The organism is Longicatena sp., from assembly GCF_982403165.1.
In genome coordinates, this window is the sequence record NZ_CEVYEL010000041.1 from 1 (window position 1) to 22,124 (window position 22,124).

The following is a 22,124-nucleotide window of genomic DNA, read 5'->3' on the forward strand; positions in this document are numbered from 1 at the left end:
TACATCAATTTATCTTTCATGTCAACGCTTATTTTTTATTTTTTTCACTTTTTAATGATCTTTTTTATCTTTTCATACTGTAAACGATTACATCCAAGATATCAAACTTTTCTTATCTTTTCATTCCTTATTTCCATATCATCTCTTTTCCGATTACACATCCAATGGCTTATTATCTAATAAAAAATGCCATGCATTCACATGACATTTCTATAATATATGAGTATATAATTTTAAAACTATCAACTATGACAATTATGAATGGTCATAACGGCTCATATACAAAATCTAACATGGCGATATGATTATACTGCTTCTTCCCGCACCTTACCACAGATTGGATAATTCGCACAGCTTGGATTACAAGCCTTCTCAGCAGTCAAGCGTAGTTTAGCAGGTACCAAAGCAGTAATTTCATCATCATCATAACCAACCACAAAACTATTTTCATTAATCATAATCGGACGTTTTAATATAGATGGATTTTTCTGAATGATGCTGACAAGTTCCTTCACGGATAAATCATCTACATCCCGATGCAGTTCCTGAAACGCTTTACTACGCGTTGAGATAATATCTTCCGTTCCATTCTCTGTACGCTGTAATAAATATTTGATTTCATCTTCTTTTAACAACGTCGTGAAAATGTTTTTTTCTATGAATTTCATATCATTATCTTTCAGCCATTGTTTCGCCTTACGGCAGCTGGCACATCCAGGTGAGGTATACAAGATAATCATAAACAACGACCTCCTTTTTCTTTACTCTATCATTATAACGAATTGTTTATTAATAGAAAAGTTATTTTTGGATAATTTTTATTTTTCCCATTCCTTATACTTACCAGCTATCAATACGTTCCATCAATATTTGAAATACCCTAATTCTGAATTTTTTTCTCTTCCTTCACCATATGAACAGCGTTATATCTCTTCTTTTTTTTATATTTTCGCACATTACAACAAAGTTATTAGGCATAGCAAGTAGAATACCTCATGTTTGTGACTATACATGTTCAGAAAAAAATCACGAATCCTAAAGGATGAGAGTTATCTTTATGCTGACTGCTGTAGGCAAAGTATCTGAATTTAATGGTGCAACTAAAAAAGGTAGGCAAAGAAAACACTTCTTGCATCTGTACTATTTTTTATTTAACCTCTTGTCAAGTTTTCTCAATGATAGTATGATATACAGGAAAAGTACATGCGATGAAGAAGGTATAGTAAAATACAGAAACTGTTTATAGAGAACTGATGGTTGGTGTAAATCAGTACAGCCTGCTATTTGAAATGGAACTTTGGAGCATATTCCTTTAAGGAATCGGTGTCACCGTTATCGACAGAGTGATTCATCATAAAGAAGATGAATAAGAAGGCTGGTACCACGCATGCATCATGCGTCCTTATTGGGTACCTTTTTTATTTTAGGAGAGGATATATATTATGAAAAGAATGTTAAGTGGCATTAAACCAACCGGGCGATTAACACTTGGAAATTATATCGGAGCCATCCGTAACTTTGTCGCCTACCAGGATGATTATGAAATGTTTGTTTTCATCGCTAATATGCACGCCATTACAGTTGCCCAAGATAAAGCGGAATTAAAGAAAAATACCAGAGATGTCATTGCCCTGTATCTAGCATGTGGCCTGGATCCTGAGAAAACCACCATTTTCCTGCAGAGTGATGTACATGAACATGCCGAATTGGGTTGGATCATGACTTGTAATTCCTATATGGGAGAATTACAACGCATGACACAATATAAAGATAAGACTGCCAAGGGCGAGACCGGAATAACAGCAGGACTGTTCACATATCCTTCCCTTATGGCTGCGGATATCTTATTATATGATGCTGATTATGTTCCTGTAGGAGTTGACCAAAAACAACATGTCGAGTTAACCAGAAATCTAGCTGAACGCTTCAACAATCGTTATGGAGATACCTTTACCATTCCAGAACCTTTAGTCGCAAAGGTTGGTGCCAAAATTTATTCCTTACAAGATCCAACAAAAAAGATGTCTAAATCTGAAGATAATCCAAAAGGTACGATTGATTTGCTAGATGAGCCTGCAGTTGCACGTAAAAAGATTATGTCAGCTGTTACAGACTCTCTTGGCATCATTCAATATGAACCAGAAAAGCAGCCAGGCATTGCCAATTTACTGACGATTTTATCTTCTTTAAATGGCGAAGAAATTGATCATATCGTAGCTCGTTATGAAGGCAAAGGATATGGAGAATTGAAAAAGGAAGTCGGACAGGCTGTATTTGACTTTTTAACGGAATTGCAAATAAAGTACCATGAAATCATAAAAAGTGGTGCTGCTGAAAAAGTTATTAAAGAAGGTAATGAGAAAGCCAGCTATTTTGCGCATAAAAAATTAATGAAAGTAAAAAAGAAAATCGGTTTCCAGATCTTCTAAATAACCATTTTCCTGCTGTCGTACATGTAAACACCCTAATGTATCATGAAAAGGGGCACATGAGCGACAGCTTTTTTACTGGCATAAAAACAAAAAATATGTATAGAAACAAGCCGTGTATCAAACAAATAGTGAACCAAAAGAAACCCTCTTGTATGCACACAATTTGCAAAAGATGCTAAACACGATGCATTCACCTGTAATAGGTAAATAATAAAGTACACAGCTAGCTGCAACATAAAAAAAGCTGATATTCATATAGGAATATCAGCATGGCTCTATTTACATTTTAATGATTCCCATAAAGAAGCAGGCTAAGACAACAATGCCTAGAACAATACGATAATAGCCAAAGATCTTAAAGTCATGTTTTTTAATATAGCTCATCAAGAAGCGAATAACGATGACAGATACGAGAAAGGCTACGATCATGCCCGTGCATAAGATTGCTAATTCAGCACCAGTAAAGGATAAACCAAATTTCAGCAATTTTAATAAGCTTGCGCCAAACATGACCGGAATTGCTAAAAAGAAGGTAAATTCTGCCGCAATTGTTCGACTGACCCCAATCATCAAGCCGCCTAAAATAGTTGCCCCACTGCGTGAAGTTCCCGGAAAGATAGCTGCAATTAACTGGAACACGCCAATCTTAAGTGCATCTACATAACTTAGTTCCTGCAAACTAGTCACTCTTGCCCGTTTATGACGGTTACGATTTTCAATAATAAGAAAGGCAATACCCACCAACACCAGCATTGTCGCAACGACCACTGATGTATACAGATATTTCTCCAAGATGTCATCAAATGCGATACCAACGATGGCAGCCGGGATACAAGCAACCAAAATTTTGCCCCATAAGTTCATGATATCATAGCGGATAAAAGGACGATTCTTATTTTTAAAGTTAAAAGGAAATATTTTATTCCAATACAGTAAAACGACCGCCAAAATCGCCCCCAGTTGAATGACTACCAAAAAAACATTCCAGAAGTTTTCTGATACTTTCATGGGAAGAATTTCTTCAAACAGGATCATATGGCCGGTAGAGCTGACGGGCAACCATTCTGTAATGCCCTCAAGGATTCCATATAGCGCAGCTTTTAAGATTTCTATAAACATGTTTTTCTCCTTTTAGATTTTTTTCATACTACCGCAAATTGCCATAAAACGCAAGTCGATAGTATCGTTTTTTTATAACGATTTTGTAAGGTTTTTAGGCCTTTTCCAAATATGCCTGCACCATTTCTTTAAACAATGTACCTCTGACCTCATAGTTAGGAAATTGATCATAGCTGGAACATGCCGGCGATAATAAAATGATATCTCCACTTTGGGCCTTGGCGATTGCGGTATGCAATGCCTCTTGCATTGTTTCAACAGTTTCCACATGCGTGAAAATTGGTTTAAATTGCTCTCTAGTTTCACCAAATGCGATACAGCATTTTACCCGATCATCATATTGCTTTAAATCTAGAAAGCTGATGCCTTTATCATGTCCTCCCGCTAACAGTAGGATATTTTTATCAAAGCTGCTTAAAGCTGCGGTAACTGCATGTGTATTTGTTGCTTTACTATCATTATAAAATTTAACCCCATCTTTTTCCCCAATATATTCTAAACGATGTTCGACTGGTTGAAAACTAGCAATCGTCGCTTGAATATCCGCTAAAGACACACCAAGCTTATAGGCCATACAGGCAGCGACCATCGCATTCGATAAATTATAATCACCGACAATAGGAAAACGGCTTTCTTCAAACAGCATGAGATCAACTAGCCATACCTTGCCATCTTTGCGATACAGATCCACATCTTGACGCGTTAATGAAAAATCAATAGTGGTACAAGGAATATTTTTCGCATAGGCAACTACTGTAGGATCGTCGACATTTCTTAAAAACCAGTCCTCTTTTTGACAATTTTCATATATCCGCATCTTGCTTTCATAATATGCTTCAACTGATGGCATATAATCCAAATGATCTGGTGCTAAATTACAGACAACGCTGACCTCTGGTGCAAAAGTTTCAATACCTAACAACTGAAAGTTGCTAAGTTCTAATGCCACATATTTTTCTTCCTCTTCAAAATCATAGGCCAAAGCGGATAATGGAAAGCCAATATTGCCTGCGACAATCGCATTCCCTTTTCTCTGCAGCATTTCATAGAGCATGGTCGTAATCGTGGTTTTGCCATTTGTGCCAGTAATCGCTCCATAATGAAAATGCGATGCATAACGATATCCGATTTCTACTTCGGTTACTATTTTAACTTGATGTTGAACAAAGTAGTTTACAAATGGCACTGTATATTTGATACCGGGATTTTTTACAATAAACGCGTAATCCTCGCGTTTTAATATATCCGGATGACCTTTTTCATAAACTTGGATACCACGTTCTTGCAATTCAGCTTTTTCTTTAATTTCCTGCATATCCGTGATGATGACAGCATAACCATGACGATTTAACAGTTTGGCTACGGCAACACCACTTTTGGCAGCACCGATAACTAATACACTTGGTTTCATATTACAGCACCCCCAGCCATAATCCAACAACCGCAAAGATTAAGCCGATACACCAAAACATCAATACGACATTGGTTTCCTTCATACCACCTAGTTCAAAATGGTGATGCAAGGGAGACATCCGAAATACACGTTTTCCGGTCGCTTTAAAGCTGGTTACCTGAATAACCACACTTAATAATTCCATCACAAAGACTCCGCCAATCAGCACTAACAAAATTTCCTGTTTCAGAATCATCGCACTAGCTGCCAACAAACCGCCAATGGCCAAAGAACCCGTATCACCCATAAAAATTTTGGCAGGATGAATATTAAAGCGTAAATAACCAAGCAAGGCACCACTTACCGCTAATAGAAACATCGCCAGATCATTGTTTTTTTGTAATAAAGCAAAGATGACAAATGGTGCAATGGCAATTAAGGAAGTTCCTGCACATAAGCCATCCAGACCATCTGTTAAATTCACCGCATTACTTTCACATGTAAACATAAAGAAAATCAAGATGAAATATAAGAACCCCAATTCCAGTGTCATATGGAGTACAGGAATCTGAATCGTAGTTTTTGCTATCTGGGTATAAGCAAAATAAAAGATTACTGCTAACACACTTTGCATCAAAAACTTCATGGATGGTTTTAAGCCATCGTTATTCTTCTTTACGACAATTAAGAAATCATCGATAAAGCCAATCAAAGCATATCCTAAATAGGCGAAGACGACAATGAGCATTTCTGGTGTTAGAAAAGCCTTATAGTTTAAGATGGCCATGACCAATATAGGCACTAGGACAAACACGATGCCGCCCATGGTTGGTGTCCCGGTTTTTGCCATATGGCTTTTTGGACCTTCCTTACGCACACTTTGTCCAAATTTAATTTTATGTAGAAACGGAATGAGCTTGGGCATTACCAACAGTGTCAATACCAAGCTACATCCGAATGCAAGTAAATATTTTATTTCCAAAATAGTTCCTCCTTCGCAAAACGTTTTCTTACACAGTCCGCATCATCGAAGGGGTACATCCTGCCTTCCACATCCTGTGTCTTTTCATTCCCTTTTCCAGCGATTACTATTATATCACTTTCTTTTGCTATTTTAATAGTGTATTTTATCGCAAAATAGCGATTTTCTACTACCTCATAATTTTGATAAGTGGTCTTACACATATCCAAAAGGATGGTAGATAGTGATTCATGACGTGGATTATCACTTGTAAAAATCGCCATATCACTATATTTACAAGCTGCATCAGCCATTAGTTTACGTTTGCTGCGATCGCGCTCACCACCACATCCGACGATAATATAGAGCTTTCCTTGACAAATAGACCGTGCGAATTCCATTAATTTTTCCACAGCATCCGGTGTATGTGCATAATCTAATAAGACCGTATGTTTTTTTCCTTTCATCAATTCCATACGCCCACTTACATATGGAAGATCTTGACAGCTGGCAATCAGTTGTTCATAGGTGATATTAAGCATATGGCACAGGGCAATAGCTTCGGTTGTATTATAAACATTCATCTTGCCCAACAAAGGAATAACAAAAGAATATCCATTGATTGTAAAGATGGCGCCTTGTTCACTAAGATGCATATCCTCAATGGTGAAATGGGCAGCATCAAAGCCGATAGTTATAAGTTTAGCATCACTTAAGTGCTGTAATTTCATTAAATAAGGAAAATCCTTGTTTATGATAATAAAGCCATCCTTTTTCAAATAACGGCGTAACTTAAATTTTGTATACATATAATGTGTACGCGTGAAATGATAATCCAAATGATCTTGTGTAATGTTTGTATAAACAATAGCATCATAACTCATAAAACAAATACGATTCTGATCAATTGCATGCGAACTCACTTCCATAACAATATGCGTAAAGCCTTGTTGAATTGCTTCTTTTAGTAGATTAGCTAAAGTGAAAGAGTCCGGTGTAGTGTTTGGAATCGCTTGTATATGTTGATTATCATCTACCTCATGGGTGCCAATGCGAAAGGTTTTTTTCTGTTGTTTCCGTAAGATATGTGTGATGATACAGGCAACACTGGTTTTCCCACTCGTTCCACTGACACCAATCACACACAAGTGTTTACACAAATCACCAAAGTATAATTCAATCAGTGCTTGTGCAATCGCTTCTACATCTTCACACGCATAGACTTGTTCTTTTTCCTGATGAGATGTTGCTTCTACTTTTTGTCCATTTTTTCGCCATTGCCTTTTTTTATCGCATAATACAACTGCGCCTTTTCGTAAAGCATCATCTATATAAGCAGCGCCATCATGGGTAATCCCTTTTCGACAGACAAACAGCCAATCTTTTTTAACTTTGCGACTATCATCACTGACACCTTGCAAGATGCGTGTGTCATCACATGCGATATGAAGCATGCCTAATAGTTCATTTAACCTTGTCATCACCAAGATAGATCCAGACCTCCCCACCTTCTGCCGGAAGGGTCGTTCCATCTACCGGCATTTGTTCAAGTACGGTATCTCCCTCACCAAGAAAAGTGAAGGTCACACCTTCCTGCTGCACATCTTTTTTCTTTTTCCCAACAAAATTTTTAACTTTGATATTTTCAGTCTCTGGCCAAATTAACTTTTTGGGTATCTGTTTTTCCGCTTTTTCCACTTTTAAATAAGGAAGAATATCTTCATAACAAGATTTCGCAATTGGCGCAATGACCGTACCTCCATATAAAATATCATTTTGTGGACTATCGGCAGCAATATATAACACGATTTGAGGATCATCAATAGGTGCTGCGGATAAAAACGATAGAATATAATTACTTGTGGAATATACTCCTTTTTCCGCTATCTGTGCTGTTCCAGTCTTACCACCTATCTTATAGCCTTCCATATAGGCAGGTTTTCCTCCCCCATTTGCCACAACGCTTTCTAACGCATAGCGCATAAGTTTACTTGTTTCTTCACTGATTACCTGACGTTTCTTGGTAGGTTTAAATTCTAGTATCGGATCATGGGTAATGGGATCATTAATGCTTTTGGTAATGTATGGTGTATACAAAGTACCACCATTGACAACTGCCGAAAAAGCCGTTACCAATTGAATCGGTGTCACACTCAGTCCCTGGCCAAAAGCAACTGTAGCCTGTTCTAGCTCACCCATCACTTCTTTTTTGAACATAATACCTTTACTTTCCCCCGGCAGATCAATGCCGGTCTTTTGTCCAAAACCAAATTTAGTCACATACTCATATTCCCTATCCAAGCCCATACGTCGTGAAATTTCCACAAAGCCCGGGTTACTTGAGTTTTCTAACACTTGAAGAAAGGTCTGATGCCCATGACCGCCTGCTTTCCAAGATTTAATGCGGGCACCGCCAACCATCTCATACCCCTTATCATCATAAGTGTCTTTAAACATATCATATAATTTCAATTCCAAACCACTTGCGAAAATCACGGATTTGAAAGTAGAACCTGGTTCATAACTTTTCCAAATCGGCAAATTCCGGTTGTAAACATCACTGGAATAATCTTTATAATGATTTGGGTCAAAATCTGGTTTTGATACCATAGCAAGCACTTCTCCTGTTTGCGGATTCATTGCTAATGCCAATGCTGACTTAGGATGATAACGTTTCATCAAATTATTCATTTCTCGTTCCACGATATCCTGAATTTTGGCATCTATTGTCAATTGTACATCCATGCCCCTACCGGGAGCTTCATAAGTTTCCTGATACAGTTCTACTTTATGACCTTTCGCATCAAAAGGAATATTCAATCCTCCACTTTTGGCTGATAAAATATCATTATATTGTAATTCCAAGCCTGCCAGCCCCTGATTATCAATACCGGTAAACCCCAATACCTGAGCCAAATAGTTATTATTCGGATAGTTACGCAAAGAATCTTGTACCAGATAGACACCTTCCAAATCCATGGCCTCTAACTTGCGTGCTTTCTCATCACTAATCAACCGACCTTCTGGTTGGATTTTCTGTGTTGAGACATGTTTCGTAATTTTTGTTTTTATGGTTTTTTCGTCTGCGTTTAACACTTGTGCTAATTGTTTTGCGGTTTCATCAGGATGCTTAATCTGTGCCGGTACGACCATAACCGATGTCGATGGTATATCATGGGCCAATACCTTCCCTTGTTTGTCTAAGATAGAACCCCGCAAACCGGCAACGGTAAAATCACGTTCCCATAAATCCAATGCCTTCTCCATGATATCCGTATGATGAAAGATCTGTTCATAGCCCAGTTTTCCAAGGATGCAGCCAAAAATTACTAGAGCGCATAGAAAGATGATGGAAATCCTTGTTTTGACCTTTCCTCGTATCATACACTCACCTCATTGCAGTGTATGCCTATTTCAGCAAAAACATGTCTTTGTTGTTTTACCTTCTTAACCATATCGCATTTTCATGCACCCTTATGTAACTATGTGCTCTTAGTACCATCTTGCATGATACAGTTCAAAACTTACCAATCCTGCAACAGCATCTATGCTAAACATGATGAAGGTGAAACATAGCCGATAGCCATATTCTTTCTTTATCATTTGTTTCTGTTTCAAACATTAAAAACAGTGATTCCTCTTTTAACGATTTACATAGATAAATCTTTTCCAAAGAGAAATCACTATTTTTTATTTCATCTTGACTTTAATGATCGTATCCTTACTAATGGTTTTCCCCATCTTAACATTCTGAGAATGCACACTGCCGCTTCCTTCCATCTGTACCTCAATATGAGTCAGATTCCAAAAGGCAGTAATATCTTTTTTTGTCCAACCTTTCATATTAGGCATAGCGATTTTCGCCCCATCACTCAGCAAAAACATACGTTGATTACTCATAATAGCATCTCCAGCTTTCGGAAATTGTGCTACGATACTATTTCCATTGCCAATAACAACGGTATCTATATCCATTTCCTTTAATTTCTGTTTTGCATAACGCAATGTGTGATTCACTAAAGATGGCATTGTATACTCTTTCCATTCCACATGATTTTGTTTTTTTGTTTCCTGATTCTGTCCCTCTTCCCCTGTAATGTTTTCCGCAACTAAAGCAGCCTTCATCACTTCTTTAAAAGGATCACCGGAATAGCTTAAATACTCAGAACTTTCAAACGCATAATAAACCATGACTTTAGGATCATCTGCCGGCGCCGCTGCCATAACAGAGTTCGTATAAATATCACCATACTGCCCGTGTTCATTGGCAATCTGTCCAGTACCGGTCTTTGCGACAATAGAAACATCGTCCATCTTATAACGTATATGACCAGTTCCCATTTTATCGTCAATTACCTGTTTCATAAGTTTCTTTACATAATCTGCACTCTTTTTTGAGATTGGCTGTCCTACTTGCTTTGTGTCATACTGTTGAATCGTTTTGCCACTGCTGGCATCAATAATACGTTCCACTACATATGGCCGCACCATCTTGCCATCATTTAAAATTGCTGTATAAGCCTGTGCCATTTGCAAAGCTGTTACAGAAATACCTTGACCAAAACCAGTATTCAGCTTTTCTGAAGCATAAGTAAAGTTCATATTTCCTTTACTGTTTTCCACAAAAGGAATATCAACTTTTTGATTAAATTTAAATTTATTCAATACATAATCCTGATAGATGCTTGGATCCATATATTTAGTAAGCAGTTCACATATAGCGATATTACTGGATACAATAAAACCTTTATCAAATGAAATCGTGCCATAATTCTTGTTTAATGCATCATAAATCGGCTGAATACCGCCTACTTTTGTAGCACTTCGATAAATTTTTCCTTTTTCATCTGTACCAAAATAAAAGACCCCACTATCATATTTTTTATTATATGGATAATTACCGCTATCTAATGCGGCTGCGTAAGTAATGCCTTTCATAACCGAACCTGGTTCATATAAGTATTGACTTGGTACATCCAGATAATCTTTTATATCGCGCTTATTTAAGTCAAAACTCGGTAAACCAGCCCAGCCTAGCACCTTACCTGTTTCCACTTCCATGACCAGTCCCCAACCACGATCGGCTTTAACTTCTTTCATCGTTTTTTTCAGACTGCTTTGTAAAGCAAGTTGTACATTGCGATCTAGGGTAAGATACACATCATTTCCATTCTTCGCATATTTTTTCGTATATTTTGTTCCTGGTAAAATATTGCCATTGGCATCTTTTTGGTAAACCTCTATACCGTCTTCTCCTTGTAAAAAAGTATTCAACGATTTTTCCAATCCCATCTGTCCTTCGATTTGACCGCTTTGTTCATTATATTGTGCATAACCGATTAAATGCGAAGCAAATGTGCCCGTAGGATAACTGCGTTCCACTGACTTGGTAAATGTAATACCAGGTAATTCTAATGCTTCAATGCTCTCTTTTACACTTTTGGAAAGATTTTTTCCTTTTGTTCCTAGTTCAGTCTGATATTGTTTATTATCAATTGCATTTTGTAAGATATCACGTATAGAATCTTCCTTCATATCTAGCTTTGGTGCTAGTAAACGCGCCGTCTTATCCACATTTTTTACATATGCCGGCACATTGCCGATTCCTTTGCGACTTTTATCCAAAATCGCAACAAGCGTATAGGTATCTTCATCCTGTGCGATTACTTCTCCACCGCGATCATAAATCGTTCCCCGGTTTCCTTTTAATACCGTTGTGTTAGAGATATCGGGTTCTTTAAAATCTTTTACATTGACACCACTACGAAAATGCTTCTGCGTCACCATAGTAAAAAGCACATTTGATAAAATGAGTGTTGCTATTACCATCATGATGATCAGCAATCCTGCCAATGTACGATTACTTCTTCTAGGATTCATAGTCATCCACCTTTACTCATTGTTCTTCTTGTCCTCATCCCCCATGACAACGACCTGATCCTGATTCGTTTTAATGCCATCTTTTTCTGCCATGCCTAATACACGTTCACGATTTTCTAATTTATTTACTTCGTTTTCTAGACTACTAACAGTTTCTTTTAAGGTTGTTGCTTTTTCTTCTACCTTACTAGCTTCAATGGAAAGGTTATAGTTATACGATTTCAATCCAATACGCGCACCTAAAAATAACAGCACTGCCAGTGTCAACAGCAGTGTTGCCACACCTTCGATACGGAATCTTCTTTTACGTTTTACTAATTTCGCCTTTGCCATTGTTACTTACCTTATCCTTTCTATAATTCTTAATTTCGCTGAATGACTGCGGTTGTTCTCCATCAGTTCTTCTTCTTGCGCGGTAATTGGTTTTTTGTTGATGAGTTTATAGGGCGCTTCTTCCATATCACTTGGTAAGATAGGAATGCGCTTGTCATATTGCTTAGGACGACTTGCTGTTTGGAAAGCCTCTTTTACGATACGATCTTCCAACGACTGAAAACTGATCACGCAAATTCGTCCATGAGGATTCAGCATTTGCAAGGCCTCTTGCAACACTTCTTCTAATTCCCGTAATTCATCGTTTACGGCAATCCGTATCGCTTGAAACACCTTTTTCGCAGGATGTCCTTTCTTATTCAGTACCTTTGCCGGAAGTGATGCCTTAATAACATCTACCAATTCAAAGGTTGTACGAATTGGTTTATCTATGCGTTTCTTTTCAATATTGCGCGCAATCTGTTTAGCAAACGTCTCTTCTCCATAGGTATAAAAAATCTTTACTAAATCTTGATAGCTCCAAGTGTTTACGATCTCATAAGCATTTAATGCCTGACTTTGATCCATTCGCATATCCAATGGAGCATCAAAACGATAAGAAAAGCCGCGTTCTGCTTCATCGAATTGGGGAGAACTTACTCCTAAATCTAGTACCAAACCATCAATTCTATTTACACCATAAGCCGAAAGTTCTTCTTTCAGATGAGAGAATGGGCTATGGATGCATGTGAAGTTATCTGCCACCTGCAATAGTCTTGGTGTCGATTCTTCAATCGCACTGGCATCACGGTCAAATGCATATAAATGACCGTCAGGAATTTGTTTCAAGATCTCACAACTGTGTCCTCCTCGACCCAGCGTTCCATCCACATAAATGCCATCATGTTGTATATGTAGTCCTTCTATGCTTTCCTGCAGCAAGACACTGTAATGTTTGTTCATAATAGAAACTCCGTAAGATTTTCCGCAATCTCTTCAAATGCAGCATCACCATCTTCATCCAGTGGTTCCCAGCGCTCTTTGGACCAGATTTCCACATGGTTAGCAGCACCGATGATACGGCATTCTTTTGTCAGATCCGCAAGTTTGATTAATGAGGATGGGATTAAGATCCTTCCCTGTGCATCAATTTCACATTCTGCCGCTTTGCTTGTCATCATACGTACAAACATGCGGGCATCTTTCTTGGTGGATGGCAATTTCATCAGCTGTTCATAAATGAGCTGCCATTGTTCCTTTGTATAAATACTTAAGCAGCCGTCTAAACCGCGTGTGATGATGAGCGTATCGCCAAGTTCTTCACGGAATTTTGCCGGAATGATGATACGCCCTTTTTTATCAATATTGTGTGCGTATTCACCCATGAACATGACGTTTACCTCCACTTTCCACCACTTTGTGCTACTTTACTCCACCATTATATCGCTTTTTATGCTATTTGTATAGATAATTTCTAACTTTTATTTGTCGCTTTTTTACAAATGCTTACAAAATCTCCTTTCTTTCCAGTTTTTTCTGAGTATCTTATGTGGCATATAAGTTGAAATACGCAAGAAGCAGATGAATTCCCTCTTACATCATTTGTAAAACGAATTGCTTCTCAACAACATTTCTGTTTTTCTTATGCTTAACGCCGCAAAAAAAAGCCATGGTGTTCCATGACTTTATCATTTTATTTCATTTCATCTTTTTTCTCCGACAAAACGATTTAGGAAAAAAAGTAATATTATATTTCATCAGCAATGCATAAGCAAATCCACACAACGCCAAATTGACAAGGTATAAGGTATATAGAAAACAGCAAAAGGTAGGATGTAAGCAAGACATCATGTAACACCTCATAGGTCATAAAATTAATGCTTCCTACAATCCATAACATCGATATATACAGAAAACGACTAAGTTTTATTCGTTTTCTAAGTAACAACCATTACGATAACTTTCTAGTACATAATTTTTCTAAAGCATGTTGCACATAAGGAGCATCCTCATCATTGATCAAAGCCATTAATGTATCTCCGGTAAATAAGACAGTATCTCCCTTAGGAATAATTTCGGCATTTCCTCGATGAATGCTGATAATCAGACATTTGCCCGGCCAGGCAATATCACTGACCTTTTTCTCACATACCTCGCTGCCGATTTCAATTGCGGCTTCAACAATATGTTTCTTTCCTTGAAACGCATCTAAATTCACACCATTCTTCCATAAAAGCTTATGCAATAAACTTTCATAAATGGGATCACAATTCAATATATTGGCCGTTAAGTAAGCACATAAGGAAACTAGCGCTAAAGGTAATAAATGCGTCAAAGTGCCACTCATTTCCGCAATCAAAATAATACCGGTAATCGGTGCTCGTACGATTGCCGCAAAGAAAGCAGCCATGGCCATGATAATAAAGTTTGCCAGATACATCTCAGGAATCTGAAAATACTGTATGGCGATAAGGCCATAAATGGCTCCTACAAAACTGCCGAGCACCAACAATGGGAAAAAGATGCCACCGGGTGCTCCACTGCCAAAGCTAGCTAAAGAAAAGATAAATTTTACTACCAGCAATAAAATCAAGGTTTTTAAGAGCAATGGCTCTTTTCCACTTAACATCTCGATCATCGTATGCCCACTGCCTAACACTTCAGGAAGGATGAGCATAAGCACACCGGCAATCATTAAAGGAATCAAAACACGATAATGGGCTTTTAGTCTTGGCACTTTTTCATACCAATCCTGAAACTTTAACGTCATCTTATTATATAGGACACCACATAAACCACAAATGATGCCTAACAACAGAATGCTTCCATAATAGCCTAATGGTAAAGTTTCTGTGACTACAAAATGAAATGCCGGTTCTAAGCCAAACACATATTGTGATAGAAAATCACCGGTAACACTGGCACACATGACCGAAACTAAAACAGAAACGGAAAAGTTTTTATGTACCTCTTCCAAGGCAAACATGACACCTGCCAAAGGCGCATTAAATGCCGCACTAAGTCCTGCCGCTGCACCACAAGTCAATAATAATTTTTCTTCCATCTTTACACGATGAAAGATACGTGACATACCCTTGCCACCCATAGCTCCTAATTGAATACTTGGCCCTTCTCGCCCTAATGATAACCCTCCAAAAGCGCATAAGGTCCCAGCAACAATTTTATAAGGCAATATTTTATACCATTTTTGATCAAGAAACGAAATGATTTCTCCTTCCACCTGAGGGATACCACTTCCTGAAATCAATGGTTCTTGTTTTAGGCACCAGCCAATCAAAACACCAAGCACTAACAAAAAGAGAAACCACCCTATAATATAGAGAAGGTTATCCCAAATCACGGATGCCATAAAGGCAATAAACTGTTCCGCATAGCCTAATAGCAAACGATAGATAATGGCGATCAATCCGGCAAGTAATCCACAAGCCAAGCCTTCCATGATCAACACATATTTAAAATTTCCTTCACTCTCTAAAATATGACGAGTACTGCCCTTCTCCTTTTTCATGTTACTCCCTCTTTCCAATTACATAAAAAGTATAGCATTATCTTTACATAGTGACAAATACAAATCTTTTTCTCCTATGCAATGTGCTTTAGGAACACATATCTCATAAAACTTTTCCTTATCATCAAAAAAGACTTATCCCACACACTTTGATTCGATCATATGTGGCGATAAGCCTTTTCTATGATTTTCCTGTTGTTGCTTGTTTCTAATCGTATATGATTCAGCTTTTTAAAATAAGGACATCTGATTTTCTTCCTGTAAGCCTTCTAAAACCCCCATCGACTCCAGTTTCTTAATCAGCGTACCACTCAAGGCGGTTCTTCGCTGTAAATCCTCTTTGGATAAGAATGCCCCATTCTTGCGAGCTTCCACAACAGTATCCGCAACACTTTCTCCCAAGCCATCAATACTGGTGAAAGGAGGAATAATGTAGTTAGGTCGTTCTGGATCGACAATAAAATCACGACTGGCGGAACGCATTAAATCAATATTAGCGAAATAATAACCACGCAATGTCATTTCCAATGCCAGCTCTAAAGTATTATAAGTATCCTTATCCTTCTTGGTGACATCCTTTTTCTGCGCGTTGTCATGCAACTTAAAGTCAATTTCCTGCATCTTTTTACGAATGGATTGTTCTCCCTTGATCATTGTTTCAATATCATATGCATCACAACGAATACTAAAGAACATACAGTAGTAATATTGCGGTTCATGCACCTTAAACCAAGCAATGCGGATGGCCATCATGACATAGGCAACGGCATGGGCTTTCGGGAACATGTATTTGATCTTTTTACAAGATTCAATATACCAGTCTTCCACCCCGTTTTCTTTCATCTCCGGTATCCATTCATCCTTCAGTCCTTTTCCTTTACGAACACTTTCCATGATCGTAAAGGCCAGTTTTGGACGCAAGCCCTTGTGCAATAAATACACCATGATGTCATCACGACATCCGATTACGCTCTTTAATGTACAAATACCATCATCAATCAGATCCTTGGCATTGCCTAACCATACATCTGTACCATGAGATAAACCGGATATTTTCAATAACTCATCAAATGTGGTTGGACGTGTTAACTCCAGAATTCCACGAACAAACGGTGTACCGAACTCCGGTAAGCCGGCAGCTCCAGTTTCTTCGGTATTCTTACTAGTATCTATTTTTAACGCATCCACCTTAGAGAAAATGCTCATGGTTTCCGGATCGTTCATAGGAATGGTCGTTACATCAATTCCACTCATACGCTCCAACATCTTCATCGCTGTAGGATCCACATGACCAAGGATATCAAATTTCAAGATATTATCATGAATCTGATGGAAGTCAAAATGCGTCGTCTTCCATTCCGCATACGGGTCATTGGCAGGATATTGTACCGGTGTAAAATCATGCACATCTAAATCCAATGGGACGACGACGATGCCACCTGGATGTTGACCGGTCGTTCGTTTGACGCCTTCACAACCTTTTGCTAAACGCAAGATCTGGGCATTGCGCATACTGCCTTCAATTCCCATCTCTTCCTCATAGCCTTTCACATAACCAAACGCCGTTTTTTCGGCTACCGTACCAATCGTACCGGCACGATATACATGGTCTTCACCAAACACTTCTTTGGTATAGGCATGGGCATTGGGCTGATAATCACCGGAGAAATTCAAGTCGATATCCGGCACCTTATCACCTTCAAAACCTAAGAAGGTTTCAAAAGGAATATCGTGTCCATCACCGCGAATTGTTTCTCCACAATTCGGACATTCAATATCTGGTAAATCATAGCCATTTAACACACTGCCATCGGTAAAGAACTTTACATAATGGCATTTCGGGCAGACATAATGAGGTGCTAAAGGATTTACCTCAGTAATCTCTGACATCGTAGCGACAAAGCTAGATCCTACCGAACCTCGCGAACCTACCAGATATCCATCATCCAAGCTCTTCTTTACCAATAAATGAGAAATATAGTAAACCACATAATAACCGGCGCCGATGATACTATCCAATTCTCGATTTAAGCGTTTCTCCACGATATCCGGTAAGACAGGTCCATATTTCTTATGGGCATTTTCAAAACAAATTTCTCTTAGCTTTTGATCAGAACCTTCAATATCCGGTGGATATAAAGCATCCTTGACCGGACGTATCACTTCAATCTGATCCGCTATCGCCTTGGTATTCTTAATGACCATATCATAAGCACGCTGTTGGCCCAACCAAGCATATTCTTTTAACATTTCATCCGTGGTACGCAAATGCTGATCCGGGCTTTTAAACTTGCGGCGACGTTCCTGATTGTAAATATATAAGGCATGACGCATACCGCCAATCGCCTGAGAATTGATATAAATGTCACGAATCAGCTTTTCATTAGGATGCACATAATGCGCATCACTGGTTGCCACGACGATTTTTCCCATCTCTTCTGCCTTTTCCACGATGGACATTAAGATTTCTTTTAACCGCGCTTCATCTACGATGGAATTGCGTTCTACTAAGAAACGATAGTTGGCAAGTGGCTGTATTTCGATGTAGTCATAAAACTGCATGACCTCTGCTAACTCTTTTTCACTGCGCGTCTGGGCCATGTCGAAAACTTCCCCATTCACACAGGAAGAGCCGATCAATAAATTGCCGTTCATCCGGCGCTTTTCTATTTCTTTACGAATGATGCGCGGTTCTGCGACAACATTTGCTGTACTTTTACGATTATAGCTTAAATATTCCGTATGCGAGAGTGTAATCAGCTCAAACAATTCCTTTAAACCTGCCATGTTTTTCGCAAGGATAGTCACATGCTTATCTCTGACTTTATTAAAACAATCAGGATCTTGCATATCTTGTAACTGTTTCAAGGTTTTGATATGCTTTAGATCATTTAACATATGCATAAAGACCTGAGCCAACACTTCAGCATCATAATCAGCACGATGGGCTACATCTTCATCATAGCGAATACCATACTGACGTGCCAGATTGCCCAAGCGATAACCTTTGCGATCCATCATACTGCGGGCCAGATCCAAGGTATCAATGACCGGATTCATTAATGGCTTACGACCGATACGTTCTAATTCCGCATTTAAGAAGCCATAGTCAAAGCTGGCATTGTGGGCAACTAAGATACTATCACCGATAAATTCCAGAATCTCATCGACACATTCCGCAAACGGTTTGGCATTCTTCATGTTTTCTTCTGAAATATTGGTTAATTCAGTTGTGAATGCACTTAAGGCAATCGGTGGTTTGACAAACAGCTGTAAGCTTTTTATGCAGGTGCGATCTTTCATGATCTGCCCGCCAAACTCAATGATATGATCAAAGCGCGAAGATAAACCGGTCGTTTCTAAGTCGAATACACAATAGGTTCCCTTTTCCAGTTCCGTGTCATCCCCATTGCGCACGATCTGTAACATAGGGTCAACCATATTCATTTCCACACCATATAAGATCTTCATCGGTGTTTCACGTTTCTTGTTAATGCCATCAACCACCGTCTGTGCAGTAGGAAATGCCTGAACAACACGATGATCAGTCAACGCAATCGCATCCCAGCCCCATTCATTCGCTGTTTTGATATACTCGCTGATATCACATACCCCATCCATTTCAGATAGCTTCGTATGTACGTGTAACTCTACACGCTTTTCTTCTGCTTCATCCACACGTTTGACTTCAGGTACCTTCTGGATCACATCCGGCATAAAGACCAGTTCACGAGAATAGGAATCAAACTCCACTCGTCCATATGCAACGACACAATCTCCGGCACCGATTTCATTAAGAACTTCCTTTGTGATAGAACCACGTTCAAAACGCTTCATGATGATGGCATCATCGTCATCCGCAATCCACAGTGTCTGAATATCCTTGCCATTTCGTAAAGTTCTTACTTCACTGTCAAAGATCTTCCCATGGATGCGAATATCATGACATTCTTCGCTAATATCATGAATGGAAAAGGGCACATACCCATCTAAGCCCTTTTTCTTTTTAGGTTTAAAGCTATAGGCTTTTTTCTCTTCATATACTTGTGTCGGCTTAGGCGCTTCCTCTTTCATCTTCACCGTTGGAATCTTTACGCTGACCTTCATTTCTTCAACCGTAATTGCCAATTGGAAGCCACAGTTTTTCAAAAACTCTTCAAGCAGATGTTTATTTTGAATTGCGATATCACGATCAGTTTCATTCGCAATATGATAAATCAGATACTTTTTCTCTAAGGATGGCAGACTGTCCTGAAAAATACGCAACGTTGGATGCAGACTGACAAAGTGCTGGATATATTCACTTACTTCTAAGATCGACGTATCACTGTTTTCTACGGTAAGATATACTTCGGTTTTACAACGAGTAATTTTTGCTAAACGCATACAAAAAACATGCCATACCTGAAAAGGCAATAGCTTAGGTAAGGCCAATTCCATATGCAAAACATTGCTGCGCTTGCGATATACCGGTTTCATGTTAAAAGAGCCTTGTTCAAAATAGACAAGATCGGGATTATCCTCTTCCATTTTCTTTACTAAATCAATCAGTTTCAGTTCCATCCAATTCCTCATTTCTTACGTTTCTTATGATATCATAAATCGTTCTTTAGCAAAAGTAAAAAGGCAAAGGATTTCGATTTTCATATTTTCACATAAAATAAAAACAGCCTCATTTTTATAAGCTGCTTTCTTTGTGATGAAGATGGTACATTCCTCTATAATATCAGGGTTTTTTCTTGATGATGATGGAAACACTCCCACTTACATCTTTATAATTGGGATTGGTAATTTAAAAAAATTTTTATATCTAATTTTGGATTATTCGCATAACCACTATACTTTCAAGCATTTTGGAGTATAGAAAACCATTCATTTTACCACTAATTTACCACGATTGAATGAGCCTTGATATGACTATAAAATAACACCCAAAAGACATCATTACACCTAAATGGTGTCTTTTTAAAAAGCAGTCAATCATAAGACTAACTGCTTTGTATGTAGGGATATGAAGTTATCAGACAATTTACCAACAAGGTGTCTCCTACCGACCCGATAGCATAGGCAAGAAGAAATCAATTCCACCAGTAAATAGAAATAACCCTAATATTATTGCGACTATTGTTCCTATTCTAATTCTTTTAGTCAGAACAAATACTGCTGGGTGTTTTGGGTCAATATATATGCTATACATTTTTCCTTGCGTCATACCCTTATTTAATCGTTTATGAGATATATTCTGTGTTGTTTGCTCACGATAATATGTTCCGTTATATGTATATTCAAATACTGGAGCTTGTGTAGAAATACCATTGCCACCATAATATGTGTTGTAGCCACAATACACGCCGTCCACTTTTTTTCTACAACACAATAAAGAATACAAATCATTTACTCCAACCAAAATAGATATCAAACCAAAGACAATAGATCCTAATGGCATCACAAATATCTCCCCATATGGAACAAATGAATATACTAAGGAAATAATTCCAAAGCCAATGAAACAAATAAACATAATCAAACAGATAAGTGGCATGACTTTATAGCGTTTCTTTTTCATAATTACAAAACATACTATACCAAATGCTATTGTTAAAAAATAAAGAAAAAATTTCATTGTCTAATCACTCCTATTACAACATTCAATCAGAATTTGTTTCATTATTTTGATTTTGTTTTTTCCATTCCTTATAATCTTTTTTTGTTTCTTGTTGTCTTTTAACATCTTCCATTTTTTCTAAAATCGCTTCTACATCTGGTTGACTGTGCTGTTCTGGTAGAGAATAGAAAATAATGTTATCATCATTTGTATATACTGAAATATTTAAAACCAAATTACTTTCTACAATTTCCTGCATGATATGGGAAATTTCTTCTGCATATTCCTCGTCTGTTTTTCCATCATTAAGATATATGCTTGTTTCTATTTCATATTCTCTTTTTTTCAGATATTCTTCTACACTTTCCTTACCATTCCATTCTGTCGTTGTTGTATGCCCTTGTACTTCAAGTTGATAATTTCTTATGAAAGGCTTATCTTGAAATAAAGGAGTTGCAAGTTCTTCTATTTCATCAGAATAGTAATAAACATGATAACTATCCTCAAAAAATCCAGTATTTCGTGCATATACAGTAGCAATTTGAGAAGAATTTTCTTTACTAGAAACATTTGCCCTAATCCAGTTTAATCCTATTTTTTCTTCTTTGTACTCCTTTACTTCTGTAATGATAAATTCTTCATTGTATTTGCCCTTTAATTTGGATAAGATATATTTTTGTGCTTCTTCACTAGAGTTAAAATCATGCGAATAGCAACTACAACCATTTAATAGTCCCAGACAAAGCACACTTGCTATAATACTCAATACAATTTTTTTATATCGCATAATTGCCACCCCCCAATGTGATTTTATGATTTAATACAGTTCTACAAACTTGAATTTTCAAATTAGTCTTTGCAAATAACCTTTGAACCTTCACCATCAATTACAA

15 protein-coding genes and 1 other annotated feature are annotated in these 22,124 nt (G+C 37.8%); of the genes, 1 reads left to right on the top strand and 14 read right to left on the bottom strand.

Features of this window, described 5'->3' with window-relative positions; translation table 11 throughout:
• Positions 1–305: 305 nt before the first annotated feature.
• Positions 306–740, bottom strand: coding sequence for a transcriptional regulator Spx (spx, locus tag AC1VS3_RS09295; RefSeq protein WP_008687546.1), 435 nt, complete (start codon positions 738–740; stop codon positions 306–308).
• A 459-nt stretch (positions 741–1,199) separates the two neighbouring features.
• Positions 1,200–1,407, top strand: a binding site (T-box leader).
• A gap of 35 nt (positions 1,408–1,442) precedes the next feature.
• On the opposite strand from spx, the gene trpS reads away from it, so the two are divergent.
• The gene (gene trpS / locus AC1VS3_RS09300) at positions 1,443–2,429 is read left to right on the top strand and encodes a tryptophan--tRNA ligase (protein WP_008687545.1); all 987 of its coding nucleotides are present in this window, start codon (positions 1,443–1,445) and stop codon (positions 2,427–2,429) included.
• Between the two features lie 282 nt (positions 2,430–2,711).
• On the opposite strand, the gene AC1VS3_RS09305 is transcribed toward trpS, so the two are convergent.
• The 13 genes from AC1VS3_RS09305 to AC1VS3_RS09365 form a co-directional block, all read right to left on the bottom strand.
• Positions 2,712–3,551, bottom strand: coding sequence for an undecaprenyl-diphosphate phosphatase (locus AC1VS3_RS09305; protein WP_008687543.1), 840 nt, complete (start codon positions 3,549–3,551; stop codon positions 2,712–2,714).
• A 94-nt stretch (positions 3,552–3,645) separates the two neighbouring features.
• Positions 3,646–4,962 carry a UDP-N-acetylmuramoyl-L-alanine--D-glutamate ligase gene (gene murD / locus AC1VS3_RS09310; RefSeq protein ID WP_008687541.1) on the bottom strand — a complete coding sequence of 439 codons (1,317 nt, stop codon included), beginning with the start codon at positions 4,960–4,962 and terminating at the stop codon, positions 3,646–3,648.
• A gap of 1 nt (position 4,963) precedes the next feature.
• Positions 4,964–5,926 carry a phospho-N-acetylmuramoyl-pentapeptide-transferase gene (mraY, locus tag AC1VS3_RS09315; RefSeq protein ID WP_008687540.1) on the bottom strand — a complete coding sequence of 321 codons (963 nt, stop codon included), beginning with the start codon at positions 5,924–5,926 and terminating at the stop codon, positions 4,964–4,966.
• Positions 5,917–7,386, bottom strand: a complete 1,470-nt coding sequence (locus AC1VS3_RS09320) for a UDP-N-acetylmuramoyl-L-alanyl-D-glutamate--2,6-diaminopimelate ligase (protein WP_008687538.1) — start codon at positions 7,384–7,386, stop codon at positions 5,917–5,919. Before AC1VS3_RS09320 ends, mraY begins: the two co-directional genes overlap by 10 nt.
• Entirely contained in the window at positions 7,370–9,289 is a 1,920-nt protein-coding gene (locus AC1VS3_RS09325) for a penicillin-binding transpeptidase domain-containing protein (RefSeq protein ID WP_481275611.1), read from the bottom strand. Before AC1VS3_RS09325 ends, AC1VS3_RS09320 begins: the two co-directional genes overlap by 17 nt.
• 306 nt (positions 9,290–9,595) lie before the next feature.
• Positions 9,596–11,785 carry a penicillin-binding protein gene (locus AC1VS3_RS09330; protein ID WP_008687534.1) on the bottom strand — a complete coding sequence of 730 codons (2,190 nt, stop codon included), beginning with the start codon at positions 11,783–11,785 and terminating at the stop codon, positions 9,596–9,598.
• Positions 11,786–11,797: 12 nt separating this feature from the next.
• A complete protein-coding gene (locus AC1VS3_RS09335; protein ID WP_008687532.1) occupies positions 11,798–12,118 on the bottom strand; it encodes a hypothetical protein in 321 nt (106 codons plus the stop codon).
• A 6-nt stretch (positions 12,119–12,124) separates the two neighbouring features.
• The gene (rsmH, locus tag AC1VS3_RS09340) at positions 12,125–13,060 is read right to left on the bottom strand and encodes a 16S rRNA (cytosine(1402)-N(4))-methyltransferase RsmH (RefSeq protein WP_008687530.1); all 936 of its coding nucleotides are present in this window, start codon (positions 13,058–13,060) and stop codon (positions 12,125–12,127) included.
• Positions 13,057–13,488 (bottom strand): division/cell wall cluster transcriptional repressor MraZ, encoded by a 432-nt coding sequence (mraZ, locus tag AC1VS3_RS09345; protein WP_008687528.1) that lies wholly within the window; start codon positions 13,486–13,488, stop codon positions 13,057–13,059. Before mraZ ends, rsmH begins: the two co-directional genes overlap by 4 nt.
• A gap of 560 nt (positions 13,489–14,048) precedes the next feature.
• Positions 14,049–15,626 (bottom strand): ClC family H(+)/Cl(-) exchange transporter, encoded by a 1,578-nt coding sequence (locus AC1VS3_RS09350; RefSeq protein WP_008687527.1) that lies wholly within the window; start codon positions 15,624–15,626, stop codon positions 14,049–14,051.
• Between the two features lie 231 nt (positions 15,627–15,857).
• Positions 15,858–20,189, bottom strand: a complete 4,332-nt coding sequence (locus tag AC1VS3_RS09355) for a PolC-type DNA polymerase III (RefSeq protein ID WP_008687524.1) — start codon at positions 20,187–20,189, stop codon at positions 15,858–15,860.
• A 484-nt stretch (positions 20,190–20,673) separates the two neighbouring features.
• Entirely contained in the window at positions 20,674–21,192 is a 519-nt protein-coding gene (locus AC1VS3_RS09360) for a hypothetical protein (RefSeq protein ID WP_119217062.1), read from the bottom strand.
• An 82-nt stretch (positions 21,193–21,274) separates the two neighbouring features.
• Positions 21,275–22,018, bottom strand: a complete 744-nt coding sequence (locus AC1VS3_RS09365) for a hypothetical protein (RefSeq protein WP_481275612.1) — start codon at positions 22,016–22,018, stop codon at positions 21,275–21,277.
• Positions 22,019–22,124 lie beyond the last annotated feature (106 nt).